Source organism: Myxococcus sp. RHSTA-1-4 (assembly GCF_020037125.1).
Lineage (GTDB): Bacteria > Myxococcota > Myxococcia > Myxococcales > Myxococcaceae > Myxococcus.
The window spans coordinates 1-14,113 of sequence record NZ_JAIQDG010000038.1 but is presented as its reverse complement, the minus strand read 5'-3'; the positions used below and the strand labels follow the sequence as shown (position 1 = coordinate 14,113).

Genomic DNA, 14,113 nt, shown 5'->3' with positions numbered 1-14,113 from the left:
GTCCCCCCTTCCAGGAAGTCCGCCGCCATGCCTACCGACATCGTCGCCGACGAGCAGGACATCGCCATCATCGGCATGACCGGGCGCTTCCCCGGAGCGCCCGACCTCGACGCCTTCTGGCGCAACCTGCGCGAGGGCGTGGAGTCCATCCGCTCCGTGAGCGACGCGGAGCTGGAAGCGCTCGGCGTGGACGCGGCCCTGCGCAAGGACGCGTCGTGGGTGAAGGCGTCCGCCGCACTGGAGGGCATGGAACTCTTCGATGCGGGCTTCTTCGGCTACACGCCCCGCGAGGCGGAGCTGATGGACCCGCAGCACCGCGTCTTCCTGGAGTGCGCGTGGGAGGCGCTGGAGCGCGCGGGTTATGCGCCCGAGTCCTTCAAGGGCGCCATCGGCGTCTTCGGCGGCGCACCGACGAACACGTACCTGCTGCACCACCTGGTGCCCAACGCGGACCAGCTCAGCATGCTGGACCAGGTGCAGATTGACGTGGCCAACGGCGGGGACTTCCTGGGCACCCGCGTCGCGTACAAGCTCAACCTGCGCGGGCCCAGCTACTCCATCGCCAGCGCGTGCTCCACGTCGCTGGTGGCCACGCACGTGGCCTGCCAGAGCCTGCTCAACGAGGAATGCGACATCGCGCTGGCCGGCGGTGTCTCCGTCCACGTGAAGCACCCGGAGGGCTACCGCTACCTGCCTGGAGGCATCGTCTCGCCGGACGGACACTGCCGTGCCTTCGACGCGAAGGCGGACGGCACCGTCTTCGGCAGCGGCGCGGGCGTGGTGGTGCTCAAGCGCCTGCAGGACGCGCTGGAGGACGGCGACCACATCCACGCCGTCATCAAGGGCTCCGCCATCAACAACGACGGCGCGATGAAGGTGGGCTTCACGGCGCCGGGCGTGGAGGGCCAGGCCGCCGTCATCAGCGAGGCCCTGGGCGCGGCGGGCGTGGAGCCGGAGACCATCGGCTACGTGGAGGCCCACGGCACGGGCACGAAGATGGGCGACCCCATCGAGGTGCGCGCGCTGACGAAGGCGTTCCGCCCCCGCAAGGCCAGCGCGGCCCCGGCCGTCCCGGCACGCAAGATTCCCATCGGCTCGGTGAAGACGAACATCGGCCACCTGGCGAACGCGGCCGGCGTGTCCAGCCTCATCAAGGCCGTGCTCTCGCTGGAGCACCACGAGCTGCCGCCCAGCCTCCACTTCGAGCAGCCCAGCCCCGAGATTGATTTCGAGAGCAGCCCCTTCTACGTCAACGCGAAGCTGGAGCCGTGGCCGGCGAACCCGAAGCACCCGCGCCGTGCGGGCGTCAGCTCCTTCGGCGTGGGCGGCACCAACGCCCACATCGTCGTGCAGGAAGCCCCGGACCTGCCGCCCTCGGGCCCGTCGCGGAAGGCGCAGCTCCTGGTGCTGTCGGCCCGCTCGGCCACCGCGCTGGAGGCCGCCACGCAGCGGCTGGCGCGGCACCTGCGCGCGCACCCGGAGCAGCCCCTGGCGGACGTGGCCTACACGCTCCAGGTGGGGCGGCAGCCCATGGCCCACCGCCGTGTGCTGGTGTGCACGGACCGCGAGGATGCACTCGCCGCGCTGGAGGCGGAGGGGACGCCTCGCTGCGGGACGGACGCGCCCTCCGTGCAGGACCGGCCGGTGGCCTTCCTCTTCCCGGGCCAGGGCTCGCAGTACGTGGGCATGGCGCGCGGGCTGTACGACGCCGAGCCCGTCTTCCGCGAGCACCTGGACGCCTGCGCCACGGGGCTGCTGCCGCACCTGGGGCTGGACCTGCGCACGGTGCTCTACCCGGACGCCGCGGGCGCGGAGGAGGCCGCGAAGAAGCTGGGACAGACGGCCCTCACCCAGCCGGCCCTCTTCGCCGTGGAGTACGCGCTGGCGCGGCTGTGGATGTCCTGGGGCGTGAAGCCGCAGGCCATGCTGGGGCACAGCGTGGGCGAGTACGTCGCCGCGTGCCTGGCCGGTGTCTTCTCCTTGCAGGACGCGCTGGCGCTGGTGGCGAAGCGCGGGGCGCTCATGCAGTCGCTCCCCGCCGGGGCCATGCTGAGCGTGCAGCTCCCCGAGGACGAGGTGCGCCCGCACCTGACGCCGGAGCTGTCCCTGGCCGCCGTCAACGGGCCGCGCCTCACGGTGGTGGCGGGCCCCACGGAGGCCGTCGCCGCGCTCCAGGCGAAGCTGGAGGCGAGCGGCGTGGGCGTGGCGAAGCTGCACACGTCGCACGCGTTCCACTCCGCGATGATGGACCCCATCCTCCCGGCCTTCACGGACGCGGTGCGCGCGGTGAAGCTCAACGCGCCGAAGCTGCCCTTCCTCTCCAACGTGACGGGCACGTGGATTGACGCCGCGCAGGCCACGGACCCGGCGTACTGGGCACAGCACCTGCGGCAGGCGGTGCGCTTCGACGCGGGCCTGCGCGAGCTGGCGAAGAAGCCGCAGCTCGCGCTGCTGGAGGTGGGCCCCGGGACGACGCTCGTCTCGCTGGCGCGGCAGCAGCCCGGCGCCGAGGGACGCGTGGCGGTCTCCTGCACGCGGCACCCGCGCGAGACGTCCGCCGATGACGTCACCGTGCTCCTGGGCGCGCTGGGCAAGCTGTGGCTGGGCGGCGTCCACCCGGACTGGGCGGGCTTCTCCAAGAAGGAGCAGCGGCGCAGGCTGCCGCTGCCCACCTACCCCTTCGAGCGGCAGCGGTACTGGATTGAGGCCCGGCCCGGGAGCGGCCTGGGCGCGGCGCGTCCCGCGGCGGCCACCTCCGCCTCCGCCGAGAAGAAGAGCGACCCGGCGGACTGGTTCTACGTGCCCTCGTGGAAGCGCGCGCCGCTGCCGCGTGCGGCCACGGCCACCGGGCCCGCGGCCAGCGTGCGGAGCTGGCTGATGTTCGCGGACGGCGCGGGCGTGGCGGACGCGATGGCCTCCCGGCTCGTCGCGGCGGGACACTCCGTGGTCCGAGTCGTCCCCGGCCCGGCGTTCAGCCAGCGGAATGACGGCTCCTTCGCCGTGGACCCGAAGCGGCGCGAGGACTACTCCGCCCTGCTGGACGCGCTCCAGCAGCAGGGACACGCGGTGGGCGGCGTGGTGCACCTCTGGGGCGTGACGTCCGGGAACGTGCTCCGGGACGAGGCGGTGCACCACGGCTTCGACAGCCTCGTGTCGCTCGCGCAGGCGCTGGGTGCACAGAGCCAGCCGAGGCACGTGCTCGTGGTGGCCAGTGGCGCCGCGCGGGTGGAGCGCGCGGACGCCCTGGTGCCCGAACTGGCGGCACTGCTGGGCCCCTGCCGCGTGGTGCCCCAGGAGTACCCGCACCTCACCTGCCGGCTGGCCGACGTGGCCCCGGCGGGCATTGGCATGGAAGCCTCCGCGCTGGCGGAGCACCTGCTGGCGGAGCTCTTCGCGGGCGCGGCGGAGCCGGTGGTCGCCTGGCGCGGGCGCCAGCGGTGGGTGCAGACCTTCGAGCCGCTTCGGCTGGAGGAGGACGCCGCGTCCAGCCGGCCGCTGTGCGAGCGCGGCGTGTACCTCGTCACCGACGGCCTGGAGGGCCCCGGCCACGTGCTGGCCTCGGCGCTGGCGCGGAACTTCCGCGCGCGCCTCGCGCTGGTGGAGGCCCCGGACTTCCCGGCCCGCGAGCAGTGGGCACAGTGGCTGGCCACGCATGAGCCGACGGACGCCACGCGCCGCAAGGTGGAGGCCGCGCAGGCGCTGGAGGCGGCCGGAGCCGAGGTGCTGGTGCTCGGCGCGGACGGCACCGACGCGGAGCAACTGAAGGCCGCCGTGGCCCGGACGGTGGAGCGCTTCGGCCGCATCCACGGCGTCATCCACGCCGCGGGCGGGCTGCGCGGCGCCATGCTGGGCGCCATCCAGGACCTGGGCCCCGAGCAGCGCGCCGCCCACTTCGCGCCCGCCCTCCACGGCCTGCGGGCCCTGGCCGAGGCGCTCCCCGCGGACGGCCTGGACTTCGTGCTGCTGATGTCGTCGCTGTCCTCGGTGCTGGGGGGCCTGGGCCAGGTCGCGCACGCGGCGGCCAGCGCGTTCATGGATGCCTTCGCGGAGGCGCGCTCCGACGCGGGCTCCGTGCCCTGGCACAGCGTGGGCTGGGACGCGTGGAAGCTGGACGAGTCCACCGCGCTGGGGGCGCTGGCGAAGTTCGCGCTCAGCCCCGAGGAGGGCGTGAGCGCCACGCGCCGCATCCTCGCGGGGGCCTCGGGCGGGCCCATCGCCGTCTGCACCGCGGACCTGGCGGCGCGGCGGCGGCAATCGGCGCGCTCCCCGTCGCAAACCCAGGCGGGTGCCACGCCGGGAGCGCGCAAGAGCCACCCGCGCCCGGCGCTCGCCGCGGCCTACGTGGCGCCGCGCACGGACCTGGAGCGCACCCTCACCACGGTGTGGCAGGCCGTGCTGGGCATCGAGCCCATCGGCATCGACGACAACTTCTTCGAGCTGGGCGGCGACTCACTGCTCGCCGTCCAGGCCTCGGCACAGCTCCGGCAGGCCCTCCAGGTGGAGGTGCCGGCCGCCACCCTGTACCAGCGCCCCACGGCGCGCTCGCTCTCGGAGCTCCTGGGCGAGGGCGACGCGGCGGCCCGCGAGCGCGCGGAGAAGCTGGCGAAGCGCAAGGAAGAACTGAGCCGCCGCAACCAGTGGCTCCACCGCCGGCAGAAGTAGGCGCGTCACGGCACGCACCCTCCGGCCCTACACCCCTTACGAGAAGACACCATGGCTGACATCAACGACACCGACGGCAGCTTCGAAGGATTGGCCATCGCCGTCATCGGCATGTCCGGGCGCTTTCCCGGCGCGAAGGACGTGGAGCAGTTCTGGAAGAACCTCTGCGCGGGAGTGGAGTCCATCGTCCCGCTCACCGACGCCGAGCTGCGCGCCGCGGGTGTCTCCGCCGAGGAGCTGGGCTCCGGCCGCTACGTGAAGGCGGCGCCGGTGCTGGACGGCGTGGAGCTCTTCGACGCGGGCCTCTTCGGTTACACGCCGCTGGAGGCGCGGGTGATGGACCCGCAGCAGCGCCTGCTGCTGGAGTGCGCGTGGGAGGCGCTGGAGCACGCGGGTTATGACCCGGACAAACACCCGGGCGAGCGCATCTCCGTCTTCGCCGGCACCCGCACCAGCACGTACCTCTTCCACGTGCTGGCCAACCGCGCCGCGCTCCAGCCTCAAGACAGGCTGCTGGTGGAGCTGGGCAACGACGTGTCCTCGCTGGCCACGCGCCTCTCCTACAAGCTCAACCTCACCGGCCCCAGCACCATGGTGCAGACGGCGTGCTCCACGTCGCTGGTGGCCATCCACCTGGCCTGCCAGAGCCTGCTGATGGGCGAGTGCCGCATGGCCCTGGCCGCCGCCACGGCCGTCAACGTGCCGCACCGCGCGGGCTACACCTACGAGCCGGGCAGCATGCTGTCCCCGGACGGGCACGTGCGCCCCTTCGACGCGAAGGCGGAGGGCACCGTCTTCGGCAGCGGCGCGGGCGTGGTGGTGCTCAAGCGCCTCCAGGACGCGCTGGCGGACGGCGACAACGTGCTGGCCGTGGTGCGCGGCTCGGCGGTGAACAACGACGGCTCGCACAAGGCGTCCTTCACCGCGCCCAGCGTGGAGGGCCAGACGGAGGTGCTGCTGGAGTCGCTGGCGTGCGCCGGACTGGACGCGGACGCCATCAGCTACCTGGAAGCCCACGGCACGGGCACGTCGCTGGGAGACCCGATTGAAATCCTCGCGCTGAACAACGCGTGGCGCGCCAGCACGGACAAAAAGGGCTTCTGCAAGCTGGGCACGGCGAAGGGCAACGTGGGCCACCTGGACGTGGCCGCGGGCATGGCGGGCTTCATCAAGACGGTGATGTCGCTCCAGCACCGGAAGCTGCCGCCGATGCTGAACTTCACGCAGCCCAACCCGCAAATCGACTTCGCCAGCAGCCCCTTCACCGTCAACACGAAGCTGACGGACTGGACGGGCACCGGCCCGCTGCGCGCGGGCGTCAGCTCGTTCGGCTTCGGCGGCACCAACGCGCACATCATCCTGGAGGAGGCGCCGAAGGCGGCGGCGTCGGGCCCGTCGCGTCCCCAGCAGCTCGTGGTGCTGTCGGCCCGGAGCGAGGCCGCGCTGGACACCGCCACCGGCAACCTGGCGGCGTGGCTGCGCGAGCACCCGGGCGCGTCGCTGGCGGACGTGGCCTTCACGCTCCAGATGGGCCGCAAGGACTTCGACCACCGCCGCGTGCTCGTGGCGCGCGCCACGGGCGAGGCCGCGGAGGCGCTGGCCTCCCGGGCTCCGAGCGTCCTCACGGGCGTGCGCGAGGTGGGCGACCGGCCGGTGGTCTTCATGTTCCCCGGCCAGGGCGCGCAGCACGTCAACATGGCGCGCGAGCTGTACGACTCCGAGCCCGCGTTCCGCGCCGAGGTGGACACCTGCGCGGAGAAGCTGAAGCCGCACCTGGGCCTGGACCTGCGCACGGTGCTCTACCCCACCGCCGGCGGCGAGGCCGAGGCCACGAAGAAGCTGGAGGGCACCGCGCTCACCCAGCCCGCGCTGTTCGTCCTCGAGTACGCGATGGCGAAGCTGTGGATGGCCTGGGGCGTGAAGCCGCGCGCCATGGTGGGCCACAGCATCGGCGAGTACGTGGCCGCATGCCTCGCGGGCGTCTTCTCGCTGGACGACGCGCTGGCGCTGGTGGCGAAGCGCGGGGCGCTCATGCAGTCGCTGCCCGCGGGCTCCATGCTCGCGGTGCCGCTGCCGGAGGCGGAGGTGGCGCCGCTGCTGGAGGGGAAGCTGGACCTCGCGGCGGTGAATGGCCCGGCGATGTGCGTGGTGGCGGGCCCGTCGGAGGCGGTGGACGCGATGGAGGCGAAGCTGTCCGCGCGCGGCGTGCAGGCGCGGCGGCTGCATACGTCCCATGCCTTCCACTCGGCGATGATGGACCCCATCCTCGCGCCCTTCACCGAGGCCGTGCGCCGCGTGCGCCTCCAGGCGCCGAAGCTGCCGTACGTGTCCAACGTGACGGGCACGTGGATTGACGCGGCCCAGGCCACCGACCCGGCCTACTGGGCGCGGCACCTGCGCCAGCCGGTGCGCTTCGCCCAGGGGCTGCGCGAGCTGCTGAAGGACTCCTCGGACGTGCTGCTGGAGGTGGGCCCCGGGCAGACGCTGGGCAGCCTCGCGAAGGCACAGCCGGAGACGGCCGGGCGCACCGTGCTGTCCTCCGCGCGCCACCCGCAGAAGCCGGAGTCGGATGCCGCGAAGCTGATGGGCACGCTGGGCAAGCTGTGGCTCGCGGGCGTGCCGGTGGACTGGAAGGGCTTCCACTCCGGACAGCGCCGCCGCCGCGTGCCGCTGCCGGGCTACCCCTTCGAGCGCGAGCGCTACTGGGTGGACCCGGTAGAAGGCGCGGCCGCGCAGACGCAGCAGCGGGCCCCGGCGGGCAAGAACGCGGACGTGGCGGACTGGTTCCACGTACCCGCCTGGAAGCCCGCGGCCCCGCCCGAGCTCGACCGCGAGGCGCTGGCGAAGTCGCGCTGCTGGGTGCTGCTGGAGGACGGGCTCGGCGTCGGCGAGGCGCTGGCGCGCCGGCTGGCGGCGGAGGGCCGTGAGGTGGTTCGCGTGAGGGCGGGCACCGCCTTCGCGCGCGAGGATGCCCGCCGCTTCGTGGCCGCCCCGGACAGCAAGGCGGACCTGCAAGCGGTGCTGGCGGACCTGGAGAAGCAGGGCCTGCCCGCGGACGTCATCGTGCACCTGTGGAGCCTCACCGCGCCGGACGTGACGAGCACGGGCGCGGAGCTGTTCCGGAAGCTGCAGCCGGGCGGCTACTACAGCCTCCTCGCACTGGGACAGGCGCTGGCCACGGGCACCCGGGCGGTGCGCCTGGAGGTCGTCTCCAACCGGCTGCACGACCTGGACGGCGAGCACCAGTCCCTGGCGGAGAAGTCCCCGCTGCTCACGGCCTGCAAGGTGATTCCGCAGGAGCTGCCGCACGTCACCGCCCGCTGCGTGGAGGTGGAGGTAGCGGTGCCGTCCAGCCCCCGCGCGGAGCGGCTGGCGGGAATGCTGGTGGCGGAGCTCAGCGCCCGTGGCTCTGAAATGCTCGTGGTGCTGCGAGGCACCCGCCGCTACGTCCAGGCCTACACCCCGGTCCGGCTGGAGGCGAAGGGCACGCCGCTCACCCCGCTGCGCGAGGGGGGCGTGTACCTCATCACCGGCGGCATGGGCGCGGTGGGCCTGATGCTGGCGGACCACCTGGCGGAGACGCTGAAGGCGAAGGTGGCGCTGCTGGGCCGCACGGCGCTCCCGGAGCGGAGCGCGTGGGACGCGTGGCTCGCGGGCCATCCCGAGGACGACACGGTCAGCCGCCGCATCCGCCGCGTGAAGGAGCTGGAGGCGAAGGGCGCCGAGGTGCTGGTGCTCGCCGCGGACGTGGCGGACGCCGCCCAGCTCAAGGCCGCGGTGGCGAAGGTGGAGGCCCACTTCGGGGCGCTGCACGGCGTGCTGCACACGGCGGGCGTCACCCGGGGTGACTCGCCCTACCTGGCGCTGACGGACGTGCGCCGCGACGCGGCCGAGACGCAGTTCGGCCCCAAGGTGTACGGCACCTATGCGCTGGAGGAGGCGCTGCGCGGGCGCGCGGTGGACTTCGTGCTGCTGTTCTCGTCCAGCTCGTCGGTGCTGGGCGGCCTGGCGCACTTCACCTACGCGGCGGGCAACCAGTTCCTGGACGCCTTCGCGGAGAGCCGCCGCGGGCTGGAGTCCCCGCGCTGGGTGAGCGCGTCGTGGGACCCGTGGCCCGAGGAGACGAAGCACACCTCGCTGCGCACGGCGATGGACCAGTACACGATGACGGTGCCCGAGGGCACCCAGGCGCTGCGCCGGGTGGTGCAGGCCGGGCTGGACGGACAGGTGGTGGTCATCACCGGCGACCTGGAGCCGCGTCTTCGCACATGGGTCAACCGCGAGCCGAAGGCGGCGGGCGCGCAGCCGAAGAAGGCCGCGAACCGGACGCGCCGGGGCAAGACGGCGTACGTGGCCCCCTCCACGGACCTGGAGAAGGCGGTGGCCGCGCTGTGGAGCGAGCTGCTGGGCGTGGCCGAGGTCGGCCTGCACGACGACTTCTTCGACCTGGGCGGCCACTCGCTGCTGGCCACGCAGCTCCGCAACCAGCTCCAGGCCACCTTCAAGGTGGAGCCGCCGCTGCGCAGCCTCTTCGAGAACCCCACCGTGGCGGGCCTCTCCGGCCTCATCGCGAAGGAGCTGGCGGCGCGCGAGGCGGTGCCGACGAAGCCCCTGGCCGAGGCCCTGCGCACGGCCTTCCCCACCGAGCGCCCGTCGCTCCTGGAGGACTGGCTGCGCCGCAAGGTGGCCAAGGTGACGAACCGGGCCGTGAAGGACCTGCCCGCGGATGGCAGCCTCAAGGGCCTGGACCTGGACGCCATCGGCGCGGAGCTGGAGTTCGACCTGAAGAAGCAGCTCAAGTTCCAGCTCTACCCGCATGAGCTGCGCGAGCACGCCTCGCTGCCCGAGCTGTCGCGCTACCTGCTGGCGGAGATGGAGCGGCAGACGGACCCGGCGCGCTTCGCCACCGACATGCCGCTGTCGGCCTTCTCCCTGCGGCCCTACCGCCGGCAGGCGTCCGGCCCCAAGGTGCGGGCGGCGAAGAAGAACCCGAGCATGGTGTTCGTGCACTCCACGCCGCGCGCGGGCTCCACCCTCTTCCGCGTCATGCTGGCCGGCCACCCGCGCCTGTTCTGCCCGCCGGAGCTGAACCTCCTCTTCTTCGAGACGATGCGGGAGTGGAAGCAGAACGTGGGCTTCGGCCACGAGATGGAGTGGACCGAGCGCGGCCTCTTGTGGGCCTTCATGGAGGTGCTGAAGCTGGACTCCACGGCGGGCCAGGCGTTCGTCGACAAGCTGGTGGCGGACAACGTCTCCGCGCAGGCCGTCTACGGGCGCCTGCAGGAGCTGTCCGGTGGCCGCCTGCTGGTGGACAAGACGCCGCCGTACGCCATGGACCCGGAGACGCTGTGGCGGGGCGAGGAGATGTTCGAGCAACCGAAGTACCTCTTCCTCATCCGGCACCCGCTGCCGGTGATGGAGTCGCTGGTGCGTATGCGCTTCGACCGCCTCTTCGGCCCCAGCCTCTTCGGCTCCGCCGACGTGGACCCGTACGCGGTGGCGGAGACGGTGTGGGCCATGCCCAACCAGAACCTGCTCGACTTCTACGAGCGCATCGGCTCCGAGCGCGTCCATTGGGTCCGCTACGAGGAGCTGGTGAGCGAGCCGGCGCGGGTGATGAAGGGCGTCAGCGACTTCCTGGGCCTGCCCTACGACGAGGGCATGGTGCAGCCCTACGACGGGAAGCGGGAGCGCATGCTCGGCGGCCTGGGTGACCCGAACATCCTCCAGCACACCCGCATCGAGGGCGAGCGGAGCGACTCGTGGAAGCGCATCCAGTGGCCGCGCGCGCTCGACGCGTCCACGCGCGCGCTGGCCACGCGGCTCGGGTATGAGCTGCCCGAGGCCGCTCCGGTGGCCCCGAAGAAGTCCGGCGCCGCCGAGGAGAACCGGGCCGAGAAGCTGCTGGAGAACCTGGACAACCTGTCCGACGAGCAGGTCGCCGCACTGCTGGCGGAAATGGAGGGCAACCCGGACAAGGTTGCCTGACCCAGGGCGAGGGGCCGGCCTCGCTCCGCGGCTGACGTCATGGGCATTCCTGATGTGGGGGGTGTCGCGGATACTGATACAACCAAGGCATCTGCTGGATGCCGCTGGATGTACCGCGCACCCGTCCGACACCTGGTTTTGGAGTTCCCATGGCGCTCACCCCAGAGCAGAAACGCGCGCGGCTCGCGGAGCTGCTGCGTGACAAAGCCCGCGCATCCCGTCGTGCCCCGGTCTCCTTCTCCCAGGAGCGCATGTGGCTCCAGGAGCGGATGGAGCCCGGGAGCGCCGCCCTCAGCGTCCCCAGCGCCGTGCGGCTGTCCGGCGAGCTGAACACCGCGGCCCTGCGCCGCGCCCTCCAGGCCCTGGTGGACCGGCACGAGGCCCTGCGCACCACCTTCGTCGAGCAGGATGGCCGGCTGCTCCAGCACATCGCGCCCTCGATGAACGTCGAGCTGCCCGTGGTGGACGTCCAGGGCTCCGAGGCCGAGGCCTGGAAGCGGCTGCACGCGGACGCGAGGCAGCCCTTCGACCTGGAGAAGGGGCCGCTGCTGCGCGCCGTGCTGTACCGCTGGGGTGAGCAAGAGCACCTGCTGCTGCTCAACATGCACCACATCGTCTCCGACGGGTGGACGATGGGCGTGCTCGTGCGGGAGCTGGGCGTGCTCTACCCCGCGCTCGCGTCCGGCCAGCCCGTGTCCCTGCCGCCGCTGCCCCTCCAGTACGCGGACTTCGCCGCATGGCAGCGCGACTGGCTGAGGGGTGAGACGCTGGACTCGCAGCTCGGCTACTGGCGCCAGCAGCTGGATGCCGACGCCGTGCTGGAGCTGCCCACCGACAGGCCGCGCACCGCCAGTACCAGCACGCGGGGCGCCCGCCACACGGCGATGCTGCCGCCCGCGCTGCTCCAGTCGTTGAAGGACCTGGCCCGGCGCGAGGGCCGCACCCTCTTCACCCTGCTGCTCTCCGCCTGGCAGGTGCTGCTGTCCCGCTACAGCGGACAGGACGACGTGGTGGTGGGCTCGCCGGTCGCCGGCCGCAATCGCGCCGAGCTGGAGGGGCTCGTCGGCCTCTTCGTCAACACGGTGGCCCTGCGCACGGACCTGTCCGGAGACCCGTCCTTCCTCGAGCTGCTGGGCCGTGTCCACGAGAAGGTGATGGGGGCCTTCGCCCACCAGGACATGCCCTTCGAGAAGCTGGTGGAGGCCCTGCGGCCGGAGCGGCGGCTCGGCAGCACTCCGCTGTTCCAGGTGCTGTTCGCGCTTCAGAACGCGCCGATGCCTCCACTGCGCGCGCCCGGGCTGGTGATGGAGGCGCAGCCCGTGGACAGCGGGGCCGCCCAGGTGGACCTGACCCTGCTCGCCACCGAGCTGCCCCAGGGCCTGCGAACCGCCGTCGTCTATCGCACGGACCTGTTCGACGAGGCGACGGTGGCGCGGTTGGTGGCGCACTTCCAGACGCTGCTGGAGGGCATCGTCGCGCACCCGGAGCGGCGCCTGTCCGCGCTGCCGCTGATGGACGAGGCCGAGCAGCGCCGGGTGCTGCGTGAGTGGAGCACCACCGGCTCCGACTACCCGCGCGAGGCCACGCTGCCCGGCGTCTTCTCCCAGGTGGCGGCACGCTTCCCCGACAACACCGCCGTCGAGTTCGAAGGCTCCAAGCTCTCCTACCGCCAGCTCGATGAGCGCTCCAATCAACTCGCGTGGCTCCTGCGCGGGTTGGGCGTGGGCGCGGATACGTGTGTGGCCCTGGCCGTCGAGCGCTCGCTGGAGCTCATCGTCTCGCTGGTGGCCATCCTCAAGGCCGGCGGCGCCTACGTCCCCCTGGACCCGAACTATCCCCGCGAACGTCTCGCGGGCATGGTGGAGGACACCTCTCCACGAGTGCTCGTCACCACGCGAGCGTTGTTGCCCCGTCTTCCCGCCGACAGACTCGCCACCGTGATGCTGGAGGACGCCGCACTCGCCTCCGAGCCCACTCACGCGCCACCTCCGCTGGCCCTGCCCGACTCGCTGGCCTACGTCGACTTCACCTCCGGCTCCACCGGCAGGCCCAAGGGCGTCGGCACCACTCACCGGGGCGTACTGCGCACCCTCATTGGCGTCGACTTCGCCCACTTCGGCCCCGGCGAAACGCTGCTGCAACTGGCCCCCATCTCCTTCGACGCTTCCACGTTCGAAATCTGGGGCGCGCTGCTGCACGGCGCCCGGCTCGTCGTCATGCCGCCCCTGCCTCCTTCCCTGGAGGAGCTGGGACAGGTGCTCCGCGACTCCCGCGTCACCACCCTCTGGCTCACCACCGGCCTCTTCACCCAGATGGTGGAGGGCAACCTGGAGAGCCTTCGCCCGGTGAAGCAGGTGCTCACGGGTGGCGACGTCGTTCCCCCCGCACACGCGCGCCGTGCGCTGGAAGAGCTGCGCATTCCCGTCACCAACGCCTATGGCCCCACGGAGACCACGGTCTTCGCCACCTGCTTCCGGATGACGGACCCGGCGCAGGTGGAGGCCTCCGTCCCCATCGGCCGGCCCATCGGCGGCACCCGGCTGTACGTGCTCGACAAGCACGGCCAGCCCGTCCCGCCAGGCGTTCCGGGAGAGCTGTTCATCGGTGGCGACGGCCTGGCGCGCGGCTATGTCGGCCAGCCCGCCCTCACCGCCGAGCGCTTCGTCCCCGACTCCTTCTCCGGCATCCCCGGTGCGCGCCTCTATCGCACGGGAGACCGGGTCCGCTGGCGCCCCGACGGGCTGATGGACTTCGTCGGCCGTGCCGACTCGCAGGTGAAGCTGCGCGGCTTCCGCATCGAGCCGGGTGAAATCGAGGCCGCGCTGACCGAGCACCCCGCCGTGCGGCAGGCGTTGGTGCTGGTGCGAGAGGACCGGCCCGGTGACAAGCGGCTGACGGCGTACGTCGTGGGCGCTCCCGGCGTGACGGTGGAGGAGGCGGCGCTTCGGACCACGCTCCAGCAGCGGCTGCCCGACTACATGGTGCCGTCCGCCTTCGTCACGATGGACGTGCTGCCCCTCACGCCCAACGGCAAGGTGAACCGCAGGGCCCTGCCCGCCCCGGACCTGGCCACCGCCGCCAGCCGATACGCCGCCCCACGCACACCCACCGAGGAGGCGCTCGCCTCCCTCTGGGCCGAGGTGCTCGGCGTGCCGCGCGTGGGCGCCGAGGACAACTTCTTCGAGCTGGGCGGCCACTCCCTGCTGGCCACGCAGGTGGTCTCCCGCATCCGCGTCACCTTCGGCGTCGAGCTGCCCCTGCGCGAGCTGTTCAAGTCGCCCATCCTCTCCGCGCTGGCCGCACGGGTGGACGCGGCGCTCCAGGCCCCCCAGGAGACTCGAACCGCCAGGGAGCAACTCCCCGAGCTTCACGCGGACGCACGCCCCCTGTCCTTCGCGCAGCAGCGGCTGTGGTTCATCGACCAGTTGGAGCCCGGCGGCAGCCTCTACAACATGCCCTTCGC

3 protein-coding genes are annotated in these 14,113 nt (G+C 72.5%); all 3 read left to right on the top strand.

The annotated features are described in order from the left end of the window. Positions 1-27: 27 nt before the first annotated feature. Positions 28-4,662: a type I polyketide synthase gene (locus K8638_RS36565; RefSeq protein ID WP_223759356.1), complete on the top strand. Its 4,635-nt coding sequence runs from the start codon at positions 28-30 to the stop codon at positions 4,660-4,662. A gap of 51 nt (positions 4,663-4,713) precedes the next feature. Continuing rightward, entirely contained in the window at positions 4,714-10,650 is a 5,937-nt protein-coding gene (locus tag K8638_RS36560; protein ID WP_223759355.1) for a type I polyketide synthase, read from the top strand. A gap of 149 nt (positions 10,651-10,799) precedes the next feature. Next, positions 10,800-14,113: non-ribosomal peptide synthetase (locus K8638_RS36555; RefSeq protein WP_223759354.1), on the top strand; the 3,314-nt coding region annotated here is incomplete at its 3' end.

Coding starts and splice junctions, on each gene's coding strand:
- K8638_RS36565 (WP_223759356.1), top strand. CDS start 28: ATGCCTACCGACATCGTCGCCGACGAGCAGGACATCGCCATCATCGGC.
- K8638_RS36560 (WP_223759355.1), top strand. CDS start 4,714: ATGGCTGACATCAACGACACCGACGGCAGCTTCGAAGGATTGGCCATC.